The organism is Myxococcus sp. AM009, assembly GCF_013372605.1.
GTDB classification, from domain to species: Bacteria; Myxococcota; Myxococcia; order Myxococcales; family Myxococcaceae; genus Myxococcus; species Myxococcus vastator.
On sequence record NZ_JABXEP010000035.1, the window covers coordinates 5795 to 27036 of the forward strand.

Below are 21242 nucleotides of genomic sequence, written 5' to 3' on the forward strand. Positions count from 1 at the left end.
GTGCTCCTGGATGACCTGAAGCGGGGACTGGCGCTGTTCGCGCTCGTGGCCGGACTCGTAGTCACGGGGACCGCTCACGCGCAAGCGCGCGTGGCAACCGTCTTTCCGTTGACGCCGCTGAGGCCTGGCGTGAGTGCCGTCGACCTGGGCATGTCGGTCGAAGGGGACGTTCGCCAGCTCCGGGTCGCGGTGAAAGCCACGTCCGCATCGGCGGGGACTTTTGTGGATGTCCGCGACGTGGTGGTCAACCAAGACCTCGCGGGCGCAGTGCCATTCCATGTGCGGGTGCCCCTTCGCGGCGCGCTTCCCGCCGACGCCGTGGTGGAGATCGAAGCAGCTCCCGCGACGGAGGGAACGGGCACTCCTCTCGCGGTCCGGTATGACTTGACCCATGAGCCCCCAGTGCTGCCCACGGGCGCTGTGCGCGTCAATGCGAGCCAGGACCTGACGCATCTCGTGGTGACTGTGGGGGCGCAAGGTCCTGTGTCCCATGCCGAGCTGACGCTCGTGGGGGCCTCGGTGGAGGCACTGCGGCGGGTGCACGGAAGTCTCAGCGATGCGGAATCTGTGGCCTTCGCCAGCGTGCGCCGGTTGACGGCGCGACCACGAGAGCAGGCCTCCAGTCAGGTCGACTTCATCGTTCCGCTGCTCGCTGGGGTCCAGGTCCCCGCGGATGGTGTGGTGGTGGTCGACGTCGCGGTCCATGACCCGTATGGGCGCGTGGTGAACACGTCGGCCGTGGAGTTCACCAGCGGGCGCGCGTTCGATCCGCTCGTGGGGCTCTCGCTGAGCCCTTCACCCCTGCTGCTCTCGGGGGGATATGGCACCTCGGCGCCCGTGCAGGTGACAGGACAGTTCGCGCTCGCGGGCGACGTCAACCTGAGTGGCTCATTTCAGGGGGTCCAATACGAATCGTCGGACACCTCCGTCTTCGTCGTCTCGGCGGAAGGCGTGGTCCAGGCGCGGAATGATGGAACGGCCGTGCTCACCGCGACCTTCGCGGGCGTGAGTGAGGAGGCTGAGGTCGTCGTTGATTCGGACGCGGACCTCGTCGGCGTGCAGGTGCTCCCGCTGCAACCCGTGGTGGAGCGTGTTGGGGGGACCCTCGCGCTGCGCCTGGAGGGCGTGCTGTCGGATGCGACCTCGCCCGGCGGCGAGCGGCGTGTGGACCTCACGTCAGGAGGCGCGGGCACCACCTGGTCGTCCGACGCTCCCGACGTGGCGGCCGTCGGAGGGGACGGAAGGGTGACCGGCCTGCGGCCCGGTGTTGCGCGCGTCCGCGCGGTCCATGACGCCTTCAACGCATACATCGATGTCACGGTGAGCGACGGCGTCCCCACGATTCGAGTAGCGGCTCCGTCCACGGTGACAGCGGGTACGTCCTTTGATTTCCACGCGACCGCAACGGACGACCTCGCGGTGTCCTACGTTGAATTCCTCATCAACGGCGTGCCCGCGGGCCGCGACATGGAAGCGCCCTACTCAACGCGGATCCAGGCGCCTCCTTACGGCGGCGCGACGCTCACGCTGTCCGCGGCGGTCGTCGACAGCGGCGGCCAACGCACCGAGGCCACGTCAGTCAAGGTGCGCGTCGCGGGTGTTCCCGCGCCCAGCACCCAGCCGGTGGTCGTCGAGCTGCCCACCCCCGGAGCGCTGCTCGTCCAGGGACTGCCCCAGGTGCTCCGCGTCACGAGCGGCGCCTGGATGGGTGGGGGACTCTCGACCGAGGACTTCCAGGTCGTGCGGTACTACGTCGACGATGTCTTCGCGGGCTCTGTTGACCTCCCTCGCGTCGAGGTCCGAAATCATCCCACGACGGGAGAGGTCATCCTGGTGCCCCTCTGGGAGCTCAGCTTCACGCCGCGCCGTGACACCGCGGGGTCCAGCCTGGCGCTTCGGATGGAAGCCCTGGACCGGGGCGGCGCGCTGGTCCGGTCCGACACGCTGCTGGTCCGGGTGGTCGCGGATGCGCCGCCGTTGGTGACCGTGGAGCAGCCCCGGAGCGCCACCGCGGACGCGGTGGCTGGGACGCCTTTTCGGGTCAGCGGCAGCGTCAGTGACGACGCGCTGGCCTTTGGCACGCAGGTGTCGCTGCGCGTTGATGGCACCACCGTCGATGCCGTTCGCGTCGCGCGGGGAGGCCTGGGCGGCGCCGCCGCCGGGAGCGAGCGCTTCAACCTGACGTGGACACCTGTCACCGCGGATGTGGGCCGGCTCCGGCGGCTCGAACTGACGGCGACAGACAGCGCGGGACAGCAGGTGTCGCGGCTGTTCAACGTCACGGCCAAGGCCAATGCTTCCCCGCAGGTCTCCATCTTGTCGCCAGCCGAGTCCTCCGTCCTGGTGGGCGGAAGCCGCGTCCGCCTGACCGCGCGCGTAACGGATGACACCTCCGACCCAGTCGAGGTCCGGTGGTCGGTGGGGAACGTGGCGGTCGGCATCTCCACCAACGCGCCCTACGAGGCTGCCTACACCCTGCCTTCGGTGACGACCTCGACCGGACTGACCGTTGCCGCGGAGGCGCGTGACGCCGCGGGAAACACGACCCGGACCCAGGTGAATATCTCCGCTGTCCCGGACACGCAGCCTCCAGCGGTGTCCTTTGTCGTCCCGAAGGACGCAGTGTCGGTCCCCAGGACGCAAGACCTCCTCCTCACGGTGGCGGGACTCGACGATGTCTCCGTCTCGAAGGTGGAGATCCTCCTGGACGGCGGAGTCATCTTCACGGACACCGCGCCCGGAACGAATGGAGGGGTACGAGGTTCTTTCGTCACCCACACCATCCTCACCGCGGCGCAGTTGCAGGCAGCGCCCACGCACCTCCTGAGCGCCAAGGCTTATGACGCCTCGAACAACGTGGGCGTGTCCCCCTCAATCACCATCCACACAAAGGCGGACGCGGCGCCTGAGGTGTCGTTCGCACAGTCGACCCCATCCGAGGCCACGGTGGGCTCCCTCATCCATGTCGAAGTGCTCGCCACGGACGACGTGGGCGTGAATTCGGTGGAGCTGTTCTTGGACGGCGAGTCGAAGGGGACGGACACCGTTGCGCCCTTCCGTTTCTCCTTCGAGGTCACGGGCGCTCCGCGCACGGTGACGTTGGAGGCCAGGGCGTCGGACCGGTTCGAAGTGGCGACGGCGTCACGCCCGCTCGTCGTCGTGCCGGACAGCCGCAAGCCGATGGTGACGTTCCGAAAGCCGCTGCCAGGAGCACCCATCTTCGCGGGGTGGACACTGTCCGTGGAGGTCGCCGCCGCTGACGATGTGAAGGTCGAGCACGTGGAGTTGTTCGCGCCCCACAGCCTTGGCGTGGTGACCCAGCGGGACAAGGATGGCCTGTACGAGGTGTTTCATTGGACCGTTCCTGTCGGCGCGAACCTGGCAGGGGAGAAGCTGAGCCTTCGTGCGGTGGCCACGGACTCCTCGGGCCACACAGCTGAACGGGAGCTCGAGGTCTCGGTCGTGGAGGACCAGCCCCCTGTGGTGACGGTGACCTCGCCCGCTGCAGGAACCTTCTACAAGGAAGGTGAGGACGTTCGCATCGCCGCGACCGTAGGTGATGACGACGGTATCGTGGCGATGGTGGGGCTCTCCGGGGGGCAACGTCAGGGCGACCTCCCCGAAACAGGCCCACAGCTGCCGCTCACTGCCCAGCAGTTCTTTACCGTCTGGGCCCCCATCGTCAGCAGCGGAGCGCCGCCAACCGTGGGGGTGGAGGCGAGGGACACCTCGGGACAGACGCAGAAGGCCGAGGTGCACCTCACGGTGCGGCCCGACACCGAATCACCAACAGCCGACCTGCTTGCGCCCGCGCCACCCGCCACAGGTGCCCGGCTGACGGTTCGGCTGAATGGTGCGCTCGGGATGCGCGTTGCGGTCGAGGACGACGTCCGTGTGGCGCGAGTCGAGACCGAACTCGTCGCGCAAGACGGGAAGCTGGTGCCGCTTCCCAGCGGCGCGGCCACGCTCACTGCCAAGGATGCGCGCTACGAGGAGACTCGCGTTCCCAATCCGATTGCGCCGGGAGAAATCCTGGTCAACCGGCGCTTCCTCGCGAGCTTCGAGGGCACGCTCAAGCTCCAGGGTGTCAGCCAGGGACTGTATACGCTCAGGGCGCGGGCCTTCGACCCGGCGGGCAACGCCACCCCTACGTCGGAGCTGGCGCTTGAAATCGTCGAGGCCCAGGACAGCGAAGCTCCCCGGGTGACGCTGAAGTTCCAGGGCACTCCATCGGACACGTCCTGTGTGGCTGGGGCTCAAATCAAGCTCTACGCCGACGTGACGGATGATGGCGCGGTCCAGTCCTTCTCCGCGCACGCGGATGGAATACCGCTGACCGTGGACGCCTTCGTGCCATCGACGCGCGTCACGCGGACCTGGGACCTGACCCTGCCCGAGCTGGGTTCGTTTGGCTCCCGGAGCTACACCGCCAAGGCGGAAGCAACGGACACGGCGGGCCGCACCACCCATGCGAGCGTGAGCTGCGAGCTGGTCACGGATGCCCCAGCGGTGGTGCGTTGGGTGCAACCCTCGAGCGGTGGTGGGCTCGTCGAGGAAGCGAAGCAGACCCTCCAGGTGGAGGTTGAAGAGGATACGGGTATCGACGCGGCCTGGCTGCTGGCCACCACTCGCGAGCCCGTGAGCGTTTCGGAGGACGGGCGCTTCTTGCTGCCCACCCCCGGAGCCAGTGGGAACATGCACGGCGCCAAGGTCCGGTTGGAGTTCGGCCAGAACCAGGTCTTCGCGCTCGAGGCCGGACCCACCGCGCTGGAGGTCGAATCCCCCACGACGGGCGTCGTGAGCGGGGATCCCCAGCACCTCGTCCTCCGTGCCGATCCAACCGCGGCGGCGGGCCTCCGCGCCGTGGTTCGCTATGTGTTCACGGTGGCCCCCGGCATGGAGCAAAGCCCCTTCGTCCAGGACTTCCTGTCCAGGCACCCGGGCGGGCTGCGGCAGGTGGATTTGAGTGAGGCCTCCCATCAAGTCGACCTGACGTTCCCCGCGGAAGTGCGCGTCGAGGACGTCCAGGTGTCGTTCCTGCCGGAGACGGGGACGGAAGCCGCGTCCGCGATTTCGACATTAGGGATTCGATACGAGGGCTCCTTCGCGCAGGTCCGGGCCTACGCCTCCGGCGAGCGGCTGACGGTGCAGCCCTTCGCAATGACCGTCCAGCCCGGCAAGCGGACCCCCGCGCAGACCGACTTCCGACTACCGGCTGGCTGGCATCCGAGCCCCGTGCGTCTCAGCGTGGTGGCGCGTGATCGCGCTGGCGCGGTGACCGTGGCAGGGCAGGAGGTCACGGCCCTGACCGATACGAAGGGGCCACAGGTCCAGATCACCGCCCCGACAGCCAACACCTCGCTCGTGGCGGGAGTGCCCTTCACGGTCCAGGTGCGAGCCACGGATGAGGTGGACGTCCGCCGGATCGAGCTGCTGGTGGATGGGGTCCGAAGAGGACTCCTCGAAGGCCGGGGCCTGCGTGATGCCAACTTCCCCATCAGCATTCCGGCGCCCACGGAGGGTGCGCCAATCCAGTTGATGGCCATTGCCGAGGATCTCGCCGGCAATGCTTCCGTGTCGCAGCCGCTCTATCTCGAAGTTCATCGAGACAGCAGCCCGGAGGTCTCGTTGTCCCAGCTGCGGTACGACCTGACCGACGGGCGACAGCAGGTCATCTCCGAGACGGAACTTCGAAGCGGGTATGTCCGGCTGCTTCAGGGCGTGCCCCATAGGATTCAGATCAGCGCCGAGGACGACGTCTCCTTGGCGAGCGTCGTCGTGACACACGCCGGGGGCACGCTCCTGTCAGAGTCGCTGTCCGTGGGGACGCGTACCTTCTCCGACTCTGTCACCTTCACGTCGCCTGTCATGGCCGACGGGGCGCCCTCGCTCTTCCAGGTGACCGCCACGGACTCCCTTGGCGCGCAGACGACCCACCGTGTGGTGATTGAGTGGAAGCGTCCGGAGTCGCCCTCGCTGGCCATTGCTACGCCTGCCCCCGGCGCAACGCTCACGGAAGGCAGCGTCTCCCTGGTGCTCTCCACCGTGGCCGCCGATGACACGGGCGTGGCCCGGGTCGAATATTTCGTCAATGGGCAGTCGGCGCTGACCGTCTCCCAAAGCGAGTCGAAGGCCATCAGCGCGGCGCCGCCGGATGGCTCGGAAGGAAGTCTGCCTCAGGCGTACGACCCGGCGCTCCGGGCTGCCATCACCTACCTGCCAATGTCCTTCCAGCAGGACCTGTCGAAGGTCAAGGAGTTCCGAGGCAACATCCGGCTTCCTCCTGGATTCGTGGCGTTGGATCCCAGCCGCCCGGACACTGAAATCACCGTGCGTGCCGTGGCCACGGACTTCGAAGGCCATGACACGCTACGGGAACACGTCGTCCGCGTGGTAGCGGATGTGGTGGCGCCCCAGGCCATCGTCCTCCGGCCCTCGTTGGGCGCGGATCTGGTTGAAGGGAGCGCGGTCGTCGTCGAGGCCGTTGGCATCGACAACGTCTTTGTCGAGGAGCTCGAGATCCTCGTCGGGCCTACGTTGAACCAGCTCCACGTCATTCGGAGCGCCGGCGGCTTCTCCACGGACTCCGCCGGTGAAATGGAGGGCTATTCGTATTCGAGCCCCGTGGTGCGCGCGGAGTTCACTGTTCCTCGGCTGAGTGAACTGGGTGCGGGAGATTCCGCGCCTTACCTCATCGCCGTCCGCGTACGTGACTCCGCGGGCAACTCCAATGAAGACGCCTTGGCGCTTCAGTTGGTGGACGTGGTTCGGGACCGCGAGCCCGCGGTGTCGCTGCTCTCTCCAGTGGATGGCAGTCCTGTCGTGGAGCACAGCGCGGTGACCGTCACGGTATCGGCGGAAGACGACGTCGCCGTGACGAGCGTCCAGTTGCGGGTCAACGGCGTGATGATGGAGCAGGTGCTTCGGGCGCCGCCCTTCGTGTTCCAGGTCGACGTTCCCGAAGGCGGGGACGCCCTTGAGCTGCAAGCGGTGGCGCGGGACTCGTTCAACCACGAGGTCCGCAGCCAGGTGGTTCGGCTGCCTGTCGTGGACGACCGGGCTCCCACCGTTGCGATCGCCGAGCCACGGGAAGGTGTCACGCTGACGGAAGGCAGGGACTTTGCCTTCGTGGTGGCCGCCCAGGACGATGTGGGCATCGCCTCGGTCGAAGCAACGGTGGAGGGAGGGATCGGAGGCACGCTGCGCTTCGCCAGCACGACCGCGCCGCACCGCTTCCGCGTCCCCCTGCCTTATGGCTCGGCGGGGCGCACGCTGACGCTGAGGGCCACCGCCCGGGACACGACGGGCAAGGAGGCCCTGGCCCCGGCGGTGCAGGTCGCGGTCCAGGCCGACACGTCGCCGCCGGAGGTGTCCTTCCGGACGCCCGCCAACCAGTCGGAAATCACGGCTGGGCAGGTGCTTCGCGTCGAGGTGGACGCGGACGACAACGTCGGCGTCGTTCGCGTGGACTTCGCGCTCAACGGGGACTTCCACGCCACCATGCCCGCGCCGCCTTACGCCTTCTCGTATCGCGTGCCTCCAGACCAGGCGGGACAGGCCGTGGCCATCAACGCAACGGCCACGGATACGTCCGGCAACGTGTCGTCCGCCTCGGTGTCGGTGGGCGTGGTGCAAGACGAGCTTCCAGAGGTTGAGCTCAGGCCCGTTGCCCAGATGGTGGCCGGCCGTCCCTCCTCCCTGGTGGCGGAGGCGTCGGATGACGTCGCGGTCGCCAGCGTGAGCTTCTTCGTCACGCGTCCGGGGGAGGCCGAGGTCGAAGTGGGGCGGCGCAATCAGTTGCCCTTTGAGTTCATCTACACGCCCGAACGACTGGTTGGGAGTGAGCCCCTTCCGACCCTGGTGTTCCGCGCCCGCGCGGTCGACGTCGCGGGCCAGGAGCGGTGGAGCAACCCGGTTTCCGCTTCGGTCCAGAGAGATCAGCCGCCCACGGTGGCCATCACCCGGCCTTTCGCCGGGAGTGCGATTTTCGAAAGCACACCGGTGCGAGTGGAGGCAGATGCCACGGACCTCGAAGGGCCCGTGAAGGCCGTCCACTTCTTCGTGGACGGGAAGAGTGTCGGAACCGCCCTGGCGCCCGCCGGAATCGCCGGCAAGCCCACCGTCTTCACCACCACCTTCCATCCAGAACTGGGAAGTGGAAACCGGACGCTGGTGCTCACGGCGGTGGCGGTTGACTCCGCGGACCAGGAGGCCCAGTCCGCGCCCGTGCACCTGGGTACCGTACGCGACACGGTCGCTCCCGAAGTCGAACTCGTGGATCCCCCGGGTCATGACGTCGTGACGGAGGGCACCACGATGGCGTTGACCGCCGGGGCCTCCGACAACGCGTCCATCGCCAAGGTGGAGTTCATCCTCGACGGGGGCGTCGTGGGGTTGACCACGGTCTCCTCGGGAGGACCCGCCAATCGCCCTCTGTATGGCGTGGAGTGGTCCGTCCCCTCGGGGCAGGCAGGGGACGTGCTGGAGTTCCGCGCCGCCGCGGAAGACCCGACGGGCAACCGCGGGGAATCGGCATCCGAAAAGGTCGAGATCGGCATGGCGCCGGCCTTCGAGTTCGACCCCTTCCATCAACTGGGGACGCAGTCGTTCCTACGGGCGGGGCCCGAGCGGCGTCTGCTGATTGGCTCCGTCCGGGAATCAAACCATCAGGTCGCCATCACCCAGGTGGACCAAGGCACGGCGACGAATCTGGGGCTCGCCTTCGTGGACGGTCCACCGCGTGCCGCCGCATTGGTGCAAGGGCTCGCCGTGGTGGCCACGGCCCGGCCCACTGCAGTGGGTGGAGCGGTGCCGCATCCGCCACAGCTCACCCTGATTGACGTGTCGGGCGTACCGGCCGTGTTGCCCCTGCGCCTTGGCACCGTTGACCTGCCTGGTGAGAACATTCATGGCGTGGCCGTCGCGGGGCACCTCGCCTTCGTCGCCAATGGTGACGAAGGCGTCGCCGTGGTCGACATTGGCGTCCGGGCCGCGCCGATCCGGCTGAGCTCACTTCCCACGGAAGGGCCTGCCCTCGACGTCACGGTTCATGGAGACCTGCTCCTGGTGGCGGGGGGCCCGGCGGGTCTGCGGGTGCATGACCTCCGCTCGCCCGGGATGAAGGAAGTCGGATTCATCGCGTTGCCGGGTGAAGCCGTGCGAGTCGTGGCGCAAGGCACGCGTGCATACGTGGCCTGCCGTGACGCCGCCGCGACGCTGGCGGTCGTGGACCTGACGCGTCCCAGCGAACCGCTGGTTCGCTCACTCCTCTCGCACCGGTCGGAACGGGAGTCCCTCTTCGCGACGGGACTTTCGGACGTGGCAGTGAGTGGAAACCTGGCGGTGGTGGCCGCCTCCTTGGTGGATGTGAACGGCCAGCCGGCCAAGGGACTGTTGTCGGCATCGACGTTGCGCGCGGATGGCACCGTGGCACTCCGGCCCATGAAGGCCAATCTGCCGAAGGCAGGCGACGTTGCGGTCATCTCCGGCGTCCCCGTGGCCAGTTTCGGCCAGACGGGCGGAGCGGCCTTCCTCCCGAGGCGCCTCTCGGTGACTGGAATGCGCCCGGAGGACGGCGCGGCGCAGGTCGCCGTGAATGCCCCCGTGGCCATCGAGTTCTCCACGCCACCGTCTTCGGGGCACGTGACGGAGCAGTCCGTGATGCTCCGAGAAGGCGATGCCCTGCTGGGGCGCTTGATTCCCGCCGCGCTCGAAGCCGATGGACGGACCGTGACACTGACACCGACAGACCCGCTGACGGTGTCCGCGAGGTACTTCGTCACGGTGACGACGGCTGTCAAGGACGTCAATGGAGCGGCATTGGCCGAGCCCTTCGTCGCGAGTTTCAAGACGCGGGCAACCGCGGGGACTCCTCCCGCAATCTCCCAGGTGTCGCCATCCGCCGGGCCACTCGAGGGTGGCACACAAGTGACGGTTCACGGAGACCACTTCGCTCAGGGGGCCCGGGTGTACTTCGCTGGCGCCGAGGCTCGGGTGGTGGAGGTTTGCGAAGACCACAAGCGCATCACCGTCGTGACGCCCGCTCGGAGTGAAGGTCCGGCGCTCGTGACGGTGGTGAATCCGGATGGGGGAGAAGGGGTCCTCGTTGGGGGCTTCGTGTACCTGCCCATGTTGCAGGTCTCATTCGTCGCGCCCGCCTCAGGTCCAGTCGCCGGTGGCACGCATGTGGAGGTTTCTGGCGCGGGCTTCCAGCGCGACGCGACCGTGACGTTCAACGGCATCCCCGCCACACAGGTCCGAGTGCTCGCGCCGGGCCTCCTGGAGGCGGTGACCCCCGAGGGCACCTTTGGGCCCGCGGACGTGGTGGTGACGAACCCTGACGGCCAGCGCGCGTACACCGCGGGGGCGTTCCTCTATAGCCGCCTGGCCGTTTCGCGCGTCATCGGGCGCCACAGCCCTCAGGTACACGGAGACACGCAGCCCGCCCATGTCTTGTCGCGGGGGGCGCCAGTGGCCGTGGCACTTCAGGACAAGACCGCTTGGGTGTTGTCTGCGGCGCAGGTCTACACCGCGGCGAAGTCGCCCACGGAACTGTTGACCCGGAGCATCCGTGGCGGGCTCGGTGCGGTCGACGTCTCGGAGCCAGCCGATGCTTCGGTGATGGGGGGCGTCTCCATCCAACCGCCGTACCAGCCCGTGGACCTGGCGGTGCGTGGGAAGCGTGCCTACGTGGTGGCCAACGGCAGTGAGCTGCCGCATGTAGACGTGGCGGGTGAGGGGGAAGGCGCCCTGATGGTGTTCGACTTGACGCACCCGAACGCCCCCACCTCTCTGCCGCCCGTGTCGTTCCCTGGGACGGCGCACGCCGTGGCGCTCGTTGGAGACCTGGCGTTGGTGGCGGCGGGGGATGCCGGCGTTCAGGTGTTCTCGATCTCGAACCCGGATCGGCCGTTGCTGCTGGGCTCGAAGGAGAACTATCTGATGGCGGGCGTCTTCGGACCGGTATCGGTGACGAAGGTCGCGGCGGCCGGCCGTCATGCCTTGTTGCACGCCACGCGAGGAAGCTTGTCGAGCACGCTGCTCGTGGATCTCGCGACGCCTGGCTTCTCGGCCGTAGGCGAACTGTCAGGAGACTTTGGTGAGATGGCCATCCGGGGTCCTCAGGCCCTTGCTGCGTCGCGCTCACTGCGGACCGTATCGCTCGTGCCGTCCTCACGGCCCTATGTCCACGCCGTGGTGCCTCCGCTCATGCGGTCAGGCCTCTTCGTGGGTGGTGCAGCCCATCCGCACGTGGCCGCGGCCATCACCTCACCCATGGGGACGGTGGGCAGTCCCGCATCACTGCAGTTCGTGGACGCCTCCAACATGGCGGCGCCGCGCGGGATTGACGCCATCGACCTGTTCCCGGCGACGAACCTCTCCGACGTCGACATTGACGGGGACGTGGCCGTGGCATCCATTTCCGCCACCCATCGGAACCAGGCGAATGATGGCCTCGCCGTCGTCCAGTTGCCCTTCCCGGTCGTGGTGTCCAGCACACCCGCGAATGGCGAAGAGGATGTGCGTCCCACGGAGTCCGTGCGGCTGACGTTCAACGTCCCCGTCGCCCTGGGGGAATCAGGGGTCAATTCTGCCCGACTGTACGAACTCAACGGCTCGGCTGAGGGCGAGGATGTCACGGGGACGGTCGGCGCTTCCGGAACCGAGCTGGTGATTTCTCATAGCGGCGAGCTGGGGCTGACGAAGCGCTACCGCCTGGTGGTGAAGGGCATTCGCGAGGTCGTCGAAGGGGGGGCTGGCACCGGCGCGGTGATGCCGGGGACCTATGTCCTGGAATTCACGACGGCTGGTGCGCGCGATGCCGTCAGGATGAGTGTCTCAGGCCTTTCCGTGCGGGAGGGACCTGTCGAAGGGGGCACGGAGCTGACCATTGAGGGCAGCGGCTTCTCTGAGGGGATGCAGGTCGTCTTCAACGGTAAGCCTGCCACCCAAATCGATGTCTCCGAGGATGGGACGGCGGTGTCGATGCTGACGCCCGCCGGGACGGAAGGCGCCGCGACGCTCGAGTTGACGAGCACCGCGGGCGTGTCCGTCATCCTTCCAGGGGCCTTCCTCTACACACGGGAGCTGGCGCTGACGAGTGTCGCGCCCGCGCGTGGCCCCATGTCAGGTGGCACACGTGTGCTCATCGAAGGCCATGGATTCTCTGTCACCGAGCCGGTCGTGGTTCGATTCAACGGTGTCGAGGGCCAGTTCGTGCGGGTCCTGGGCCTCAACCGGCTGGAGGTCTACACGCCGAACGGTGTTGCGGGGGCCGCGGATGTGACGGTTCAGAACCCGGATGGGACGACCCGAACCCTTCAGGACGCCTTCACCTATGATCAGCCCACGGGCGCGTCAGTGGCGCTCAACGGCACGCTGCGTGATGCCGTGGTGATTGGCTCCTATGCCTATGTGGTGGGGAGCAACGGCCTGCATGTCGTGGACATGTCGGGCGTGTATACGCGCGGCCCGAATGCGGGCGAAGGCATCGCCATCCCGCCGGAGCGCCAGGACGAGCTGGTGGATGAGGACGGCATCGGTGGCGACGACCGCATCATCGGGACGTTGGGCGCGGGCGACCTCTGGGCGGTGTCCTATCCGGGGGCGGAGGGAGACCGGCTCTTCGCCAGCGGTGTCGATGAAGACGGCAGTGTTGACGCGGGCGCCATCTACGAGTTCGACATTTCGAATCCGGCTGAGCCTTTGCTCGTCACCGAGAGGAGTATTGCAGGGGCGGGAGTCTATGACGTGGATGCCCGTGGAGACCGGCTGCTGGCTGCCGCGGCAAACGCGGGCTTCCACACCTTCGACATCACCCACGCGCCGTTCCCCATTCGGGAGTACGTGTCCGAGCCTGGTGCCCAGGCCATCGCCCTGGAGGGCGGGCTGGCCGTGGCGGGTGTGGGCACCCGCACCACGGCGGGGACCGTGTCCGGTGGGAAGCTACGAACGCTGTCCGTCGAGGGCCCGCTGACGGTCCGCGGGGAGCTCGACCTGAACGTCCAACGCGTGCGGCTGCGCGGCACGCTCGCGGCCGTGGCGGCGGGTTCTGCGGGGCTGGTGCTGGTGGATGTGAGCAACCCGGACGCACCCACCCAGGTGAGTTCGATTGACGTCCACGGCTTCGCTACCGACGTGCGCCTGGTGGGAGACCTGGCCTACGTGTCAGCGGGCACCGCGGGCGTGGCGATCGTGGACATCAGCACCCCCGGAGCGCCCCTCTTGTTGCGCCATGTGACGGGGGCACACGCGGGCAGCACGCTTGCCGCGGCGGTGACGCCGGGCGGACGCGTGGTCAGCTTGCGCCAGCGCGCCGAAGGCGGTGGGTGGTCCCTGGACTTCGGTCAAGGCACCGAGCTTTCCGTGGTCAGCGCCAGCGTCTCACCCGGTGATGTGGTGCCACTGAATCTCAGCGCGATCACGGTAACGCTTTCCACCTCGGTGGACTCGACGACCGTTGATTCCGCGCTTCAGCTCACTGCCGGTGGCGTCGTCGTGGATGGGGATAAGGAAGCGGGAACGACCGAGGATGCGCGCAGCACCATCGTGTTCCGATTGAAGGAGCCCCTGCCCGCCGATGTTCCCTTGCGGTTGACGCTCAGCGAGACGCTCGAGAGCACCGCGGGGCATCCGCTTGTCGCGCCGTTCTTCGTGGACTTCTGGAGTGCAGCCGCGGAAGGCGCGGCGCCGCGCATTTCCCAGCTGGTTCCTCGAGTCGGGCCGGTGTCGGGCGGTGGCATCAGCGAGCTGCTCGGCTTTGACTTCGATGAATCGGCCGAGGTGTACATCGGAGGTGTCCGCGCTGCTGTCCTGGCGAGCTCGTCATCACGAATCACCGTGAATGTTCCCGCGGGGGCTCCGGGCCTGGCGGACGTGGTGGTGCGCAACGTGGCTACGGGGCTGAGCGCGCGCCGTGAGGGCGGCTACCTGTACACGCTGCCCCTGTATGTCGAGAGCGCGACCCCTCGGTTCTTGAACCCGCGCGGAGGCAGCACCGTGGACATCGAGGGAGAAGGGTTCCTCCCTGATTGGGCACATCCGCTGGGCTCTACCCAGGTGCGGGTGCGGGGGATCCTTGCGACCCAGGTGCAGGTGCTCTCGTTGACCCGGATGCGCGCCGTGGCGGGACCGGGGTCGTTTGGTGACGCACCCGTCGTCGTCGTCGCGCCAGACGGAGTTGACCGCGGCGCGGCGCCAGAGCGCGTGGGCTACGGCCTGCCGTTCCTCGGCGAGGAGAAGGCGCTGTCGGTTCGGCCGGGCGCGCTGACCCGCAGTCCGCTGTCTCCGTACTTCATCTATTCTGCGGGAGGCTCCGCGATCAGCGGAAACAAGTTCGAACAGGCCTACCTGGGGACGCTCACGGGTGGGGGCACCGTGCCCCAGTCCTACCGCATGGCGGCGTTCGACGTGCAGCTCGCCACGAGGCCACGGGCAGCAGGGGCCCAGGTGGTGAACTCGAACCGCGAGGACGACGCGCAGATTGACCGGTTGGTCGCCGTGCTCCAGGGCCGGTTGCCGCGGGGCACGCCCTTGCCAGATGTCGAGCTGATGCCGGACTCGCTCGACGTGGCGATTTCTGGCGACACGCTCTACGTCGCCAACGGGCGAAGCGGACTGGCCGTCCTCGACGGCCGCGGCACGACGCAACAGCAGCCGGACGGCACGCTCGAAAGCCTCAAGCTCCTGGGCCGAGCCAAGCTGGGCACCGCCAATGAGCTCATGGCCTCGCGGGTGGTGCCTACGCCCGTGGGCGCCTGGGTGCTCGCCAATGGTCTGCAGGGAGACCCAGACGTTCCGCCTCCCAGCTTCTGTCTGCCTGTTCAGCCACAGATCGGGGCGAAGGGCAGTGTGCTGCTGGTGGACGCGCGACATCCCGAAGACCCGCTGTTGGTCTCCCAGGTGGGAGGGGGCGAAGACTTCCAGCCCTACGGCGCCACCGTGAAGAACGGGCGGCTCTACGTGGTCACGGGCGACCACCAAGGCGTCTTGTACGTGAAGTGCGACGCATCCCAGCCGATGCCTCCGCTGCCGGACCACTCGCTCGATTACGGTCAGCGCACGGCCTACAAGGACCGCGAGGCCCTGCCGAAGAACAACCGGCTCCACATCTACAGCTCCGCGGGCGCTGATGCCCAGGTCGTCGGGTCGATTGCCATCGAAGGCAATCTCACGGACGTCGTCGTGCATGACGGCGTTGCCATTGTCGCCTCGGCCGAGTTCGGCCTCACGTTCGTGGACGTGAGCAACCCCGCGTCACCCCAGTACGTCACCCAGATTAAGTTCGACTCGACGCTCTCCAACACCCCGGGCCAGCCGCAGCGTTTGCGGCTCGTGGGTGACGTGCTGTTCGTGGCCGCCAATGAGGGCGGTGTCGTGCTGGTGGACGTGTCTGATCCACGTGATCCGCACCTGTTGAGTGGCGGCAACACCGAGACCGCGTTCGACTCCCTCACGGTGGGAGATCGCCTGCTGCTCGCGGGAAGACAGCAACTGACGGAGCTGGAAACGCCATTCATGCTGGTGACGGGCTACAGCCCTGCGCGGGGTGAGCGCGTGCCACCCAGCCTGCCGCAGCTCGTGGTCCAGATGAACCGGCCGATCGCCGAGTCCACCGTCACGAGCGGCACGGTTCGCTTGAGGGGACCTGATGGCGCGCTGGTGCCCCTGACCTTGAGCGTGCGCGACATTCCGGGACAGCTCGACTTCGCCATCGTGGCGTCACTCGAGGCGCCTCTGCTTCCCGAGAGCACGTACCACCTGGAGGTGGATACGGCGGTCACGGATCAGCGCGCGGGCGGGTTGTTGATCCCGCTGAGAACGACGTTCGTCACTGGCAAGGCCAACGCCCGCCAACCGGTTATCGACACGGTGTCACCTTCGACGGTCTCCACAGCAGGGGGACAGGAGGTGACCCTGAGCGGAAGTGGGCTCCTGGGCGTGAGCACCGTGAAGCTCTCCGCCAATCAGGTGGCGTCCATTACGTCTCGCACTGACAGCGAGCTGCGGTTCACGCTCCCGCCGCTGACCGCGGGCCCCGTGGATCTCTGGGTGGTGGATGAAGGGCTCCCTGAGGCGTATTTCCCCGCGGCGTTGTTGGCGCTCGAACCGCTGCCCGGCCAGGTCACCCTCAGCCCGAACCATGGTCCGGTGGAGGGACACACGCGGGTTCGCGTCTCGATGTCCGCCCGCGCGGTAGCTCCGGGGACCACGGTTCGTGTGGGCAACAAGGCTGCGGTCGACGTGGACATCCTCGATCTGTCTTCGCTGGAGTTCACCACTCCGGAGGCGACCGGTGCGGGAATCGAGTCCGTTGAGCTCGTCCCGCCTTGCGACGATGCACCGCAGACGCCGTGTCCTGGCGTTCCGGTCGGGACGTTCTCCTATGACTTGCCGATCGGCGTGGGAATGGACCTGCCCGGATTCCCGCCGCGCGTTGCATCGGCGCTGGAGCTGGTGGGGAACACGCTCTACGTTGGTGTCTCCACATCAGGCCAGTCGGGCCTCGAGATTTTCGATGTCCGTCTGGAAGAGCGTCCGCTTCGGCTGGGGGGCCTGACCACCCATTCTCCCGTGCGAGACCTGGACGTGGATGGAGCCTTGGCGCTGCTGGCCAATGACGTGGCGGGACTCGCGGTGGTGGACGTGACGCGCTCGGATGCGCCGGTGCTCATGCGCCAGGTCGCGACGGCGCAGGGCGGCGCGGGTTCAGGGTGGGCGACGGCGGTGCGAATCGAAGGCACCGATGCGTTCGTCGCAACCGTGGACCCCTCGGTGGCCGCCGGCTACGTCCAGGTATTCGATGCCAGCTCGCCTGCGATGCTGGTTTCCAGAACGGTGTCGCTTGATGCGGATGCCCTGGCGCTGGAGCTGGGACCGGAGCGCCTGTTCGCGCTGACGTCGAACGTGGTGGGCCCACAAGGCGATGGTCTCTCCCTGTCCATCTACGACCGTGAGGGCGTGCGCCTGGGGCGCATCCTGGTCGACGCCTCAGTGACCTCCTACGAGGCGCTCGTCCGCAGCCGCGTCGTGGTTCGAGGCGCTCGTGCCTATGTGACGGTGGGACGTCGCCTGTATGTGTACGACCTCTCCAACCCAGCAATGCCCGCGCTGATTCAGGACACCGACCTGGGTTCGGCGTCGACGGGCCTCGGCTGGGCGGCCGGCACGCTCTTCGTGGCGACCGGGGGGGAGCGTACGGTGCAATCCATTCCCCCGAACGAGCTGCTTCCCGTCGGGATGACGCCCGCACCAGGGGGGCATGCGATGCCGGACACACACGTGAAGGTGGACTTCACGCTCCCGGTGCTTCGGTCGTCGCTCACGCCGGAGACGGCGACGGTGTCACGCGTCCGCGCTGGTGACGTGAGCACCGTCGAGGGGACCTGGCACGTCGAGTACGCCGTGAGGGGCTCGTCGGTCATCTTCACGCCGAGCGAGCTGTTCGCGCCGAATGACGAAGTCACGGTGTCTCTGAATGGACTGGTGTCCTTCAACCTGCTCCCCCAGGCGGTGGCGTTCTCCGGCACGTTCCATGTCGTGGACACGGATGCCATGCAGCCCGTCATCTCGACCCTGGTCCCTGCCTCTGGCCGTGCCGACCAGTCTACGCAGGCGTTGCTCGCAGGCAGCGGCTTCAGGGAGGACACCACGGTTCGCGTCGGTGGGCAGGTCGCAGCCGCCACGTTGGGTGAGGATGGCCTGTCCATGACGCTCCAGGTTCCTCCTGCCATCGAGGTCAACGGCCTCCCAGTAGCCGGTCCCGCGACCGTGGAAGTCATCGACCCGAGTGGCCTGTTCGCCCGGAGGATGGGCGGCTTCGTGTATCGCGAGCCGTTGACGCTGCTCAGCCTCACGCCGGGACGGGCTCCGCAGCAGGGCGGAACGAGGGTTCGGCTCCAAGGACGAGGCTTTGCGCCGGGAATGCAGGTGTCCTTTGGTGGGACGAATTCATTCGACGTGCGTGTGCTGAGCGCGGAGAGCGCGGAGGCTGTCGCTCCGCCTCATCCCGGCGGAATGGTCGACGTGTCCGTACAGGCAGGCACCGATGTTTCGTCGCTGCCTGCTTCATTCCTCTACGGCTCAGGGGCCGTGGCGCGTCTGTCGACCGCGCCCGTGCGGGACGTGATCATCGACTCCGGGGTCGCCTATGCGGCGCTGGGTGCGGTCGTTGATGTCCATGACGTGGCGGGTGGAGCGCCGCTTCAGGCGAATCGGAAGACGCCGAAGGGCGGCCTGCTGCTCGCCAATCTCAGTGACCCGACGCACGTCACCGTCATCAGCGAACTCGACTTCCCCGGGGAAGGGGGCAGCCATCGAGTCCTGAAGCGAGGCGATACCGTCTACGTCGCGGCAGGGTCGGGCGGCGTGCGCATCGTGGATGTCTCGACCCCGGCGGAGATCGAGGAGGCGTACCCGCAGCTCCAAGTCAGTGGTGCCGCGGCGGATATCGCCATCGGCGGCACATTGCTCTTCGTGGGCGATACGGCGGGTGTGCAGGTCTTCGACCTGGCCGACGGGACTCGCCGGCCGCTCCATCTCGGAACGCGTGCGATTCCAGGCGGCGTGAGCGCGCTGGCGCTCCATGGGCCACATCTGCTCGTCTCCAGCGCGTCTCCTGGTGCCCCCGTGCTGTACGTGCTGGATGCCAGGACGGGCAACCTGACGTCCCATGGATCGGCCCACCTGTCCGCCCCCGCGGTGCACATCACCGCGGAGGGGACTCGGGCGTTCCTTTCGCTCGGGAAGGCAAAGCAGGTCGCCATCTATGATTTGACGGACGTAAACAACCCCACGCCCGCGGGGACCCTGTTGGTGGACGGGCCGGTGGGGGATTGGGCGTCCGCCGAGCAGACACGCGTCGCGGGCGGCGTGGCCTACGTTGCCGCGGGCGGTGGGAAGGTGTTGCGGTACTCCGTCCTGGAGGGCGTCGCGCCCGTCCAACTGGGCCGAGCGACGGTGTTTGGTGACGCACGCACGCTGGCCTTCATGGGCCGCTACCTGCTCGTGGGGACGCTGTTCCTCGACAAGAACGGTACGCCCGTGGAGCTCCCCGTGAGCGATGCCGCGGACGCCAACCTTCCGCTCGCGGGCGCCCTGGCGTCGGTGGAGCTGGACACGCTCGACATTCGCGGAACCGTGCCAGGCGACGGAGAGGTGGTGCCTCCGGGCGCGGTCGTCCAGGTCTTGCTGACCGCGCTCCCGGACGAAGCAAGCGCCGGTGAGGTGACGCTGGTCCACCGTACTGACGAAGAAGCCGTTCCCGTGGCGCGGCGGGTTCGCGTGGATGCGCAGGGCGGGCAGGTGGAGCTGACACCCTATGTGCCATTGGCCCTGGACACGGCCTACGAGCTGCGGATTGGCGCGGACCTCAGGGACCTTCGGGGCGCGACGTTGGGAGTGCCTGGGCGCGTTCGCTTCCGGACCAGCCGCGATGCGTCACAGGAGCGGCCGGAGATTGCGTCCGTGTCGCCTGCCTATGGCCTTGCCGCGGGTGGAAATGAGGTGGAGGTGCTCGGGAGCGGATTCCTGAGCGGCTGCCTCGTGACGATGGGCGGCGTGCCCGCGCCAGTGAAGGAGGTGTCCTCGGATGGCCGGAGGATTCGCGTGACGGTGCCGGCAGGGCAGCCGGGGGCGGCCGCGGTCGAGGTCACCAACCCTGGCGGTTTGTCGCACCTGCTGCTGGGGGCCTACCGGTATCTGGAGTCCCCGGCCCTGGCCGATGTGCAGCCGCGACATGCGCCGTTTGGCAGTCGCGCCGTGGTGAAGGTGACGGGGGCGGGGCTCTTCCCTGGCTCACAGGTGCACTTCGACACGGTGCCCGCACGTTCGGTGGTGATGGATGATGCTGGCGCACTGCTCGTCGAGGTTCCCGACAACGTGACGGGACGCGTGGCCCTGACGGTGCTGACGCCAGGCGTTCCGCCCCAGCAGGCAACCTTGGATGGTGGCTTCACCTTCACCCTCGTGGAGCGCGCGCGTCTCGACAACATGGGCGCCGTGATTGCCAGGCACGGACATCGCGTGTTTGCCGCGCGGGATGACGTGCTGACGGTGGTGGACTTCAGCGTGGCCGGGAGTCCGAGCGTGGTGGGGCAGGTCGAGGGCGTCAGCGACCCCGTGGACATGGCCCTCCATGGGACGGAGCTCTTCCTGGCCGGAAGGACCGAGGTGGTCCGCTACCGTGTCTCCGAAGCCGTGTGCAGCCCTGCGCCGCACGCGCCGTGCAGTCCGGTGGAGCTGGAGCGCGTGCAACTGGCGCCGTCGACCCCGTTTGCCTTGAAGGCCGTGGCGGCGGGTGGCGCTGGCGCTTACGTGGCGGTGGCGGGTGGCAATGAGCTGGCGCTGCTCGCACCGGTTGATGGAGCCTACGTGGTGGTGGCCCGCACGTTCCTGGGAACGGGCTCGGTCATCGACCTGGATGTGGTGGATGAGGCGCTCCTGGTCCTCATCGAAGATGGCGTGAGCGGCTCTCGGCTGGAGATTCGCAGCACCGAGGGCAGCACGCTTCCACTCCTGAACGCCATTCCCGACCTGGGAACGCCCATGGGCGCGTTGACGAGGGAAGGCCGCAGGGTGGCGGCCTCCGCGGGTGGAGCGCTGCACTTGTTCGACGTCACGGATCCGTCGGAGCCACGCGTATTGGCCTATGCGTTGGATCCGTCGGGCGGGTCCTCGAAGTCGCTGATGCTGAGCGGGCCGTGGCTGCTGGCTGTCAACGGAAACCGCGTCTCGTGGCTGGACACGACGCAGTCGCTGACCGAACGCAGCTTCGCGCTCACGGGGAGCAGTGTTTCTGGCGCCACCATCGTCAATGGTGTGGCGGTGGTCAGCGTCAGCAACTCCCTGCGCGCGCTGGAGTTGCCGTATCCGACCGTTGCTTCACTGTCGCCGCTGCCCGGCGAAGCCATTGCGATCAATGGCAGCGTGACCGTCTCCCTGGCCACGGACTCACCCGCCGCGATTGCAGCGGGTTCATCACTTCAACTCTGGGATGGCGCCTTGCAGGTTCCCGGAGTTGCGGATCCCGCTGCGACGTCGCTCGCGTTCATTCCTTCAACGGCGCTGGACCCCTCGCGCATCTATGAGGCGAGACTGGAGCTGGTGCCAGTGCCGTCTGTCCATGGCAGCCACCTGCTGGCACCTTGGAGCTACGGCCTCCGGGCAGGAGGGGCGCCGGTTTCGCTCCGCGTCGATACGATGCTTCCGGCCAGCGGCCCCGTGGCAGGTGGCGTTCCCGTGGT

The 21242-nt window shown here is 67.8% G+C and carries 1 protein-coding gene (cut by a window edge); it reads left to right on the forward strand.

Going from position 1 to position 21242, the window contains the following annotated elements; translation table 11 throughout:
• Window positions 1–21242, forward strand: partial view of an Ig-like domain-containing protein gene (locus HV824_RS11630; protein ID WP_176423289.1) — the 5' portion only. Its footprint extends 9487 nt past the window's final position; only the first 21242 of its 30729 coding nucleotides appear in the window; its start codon is at window positions 1–3; the stop codon falls past the right edge of the window.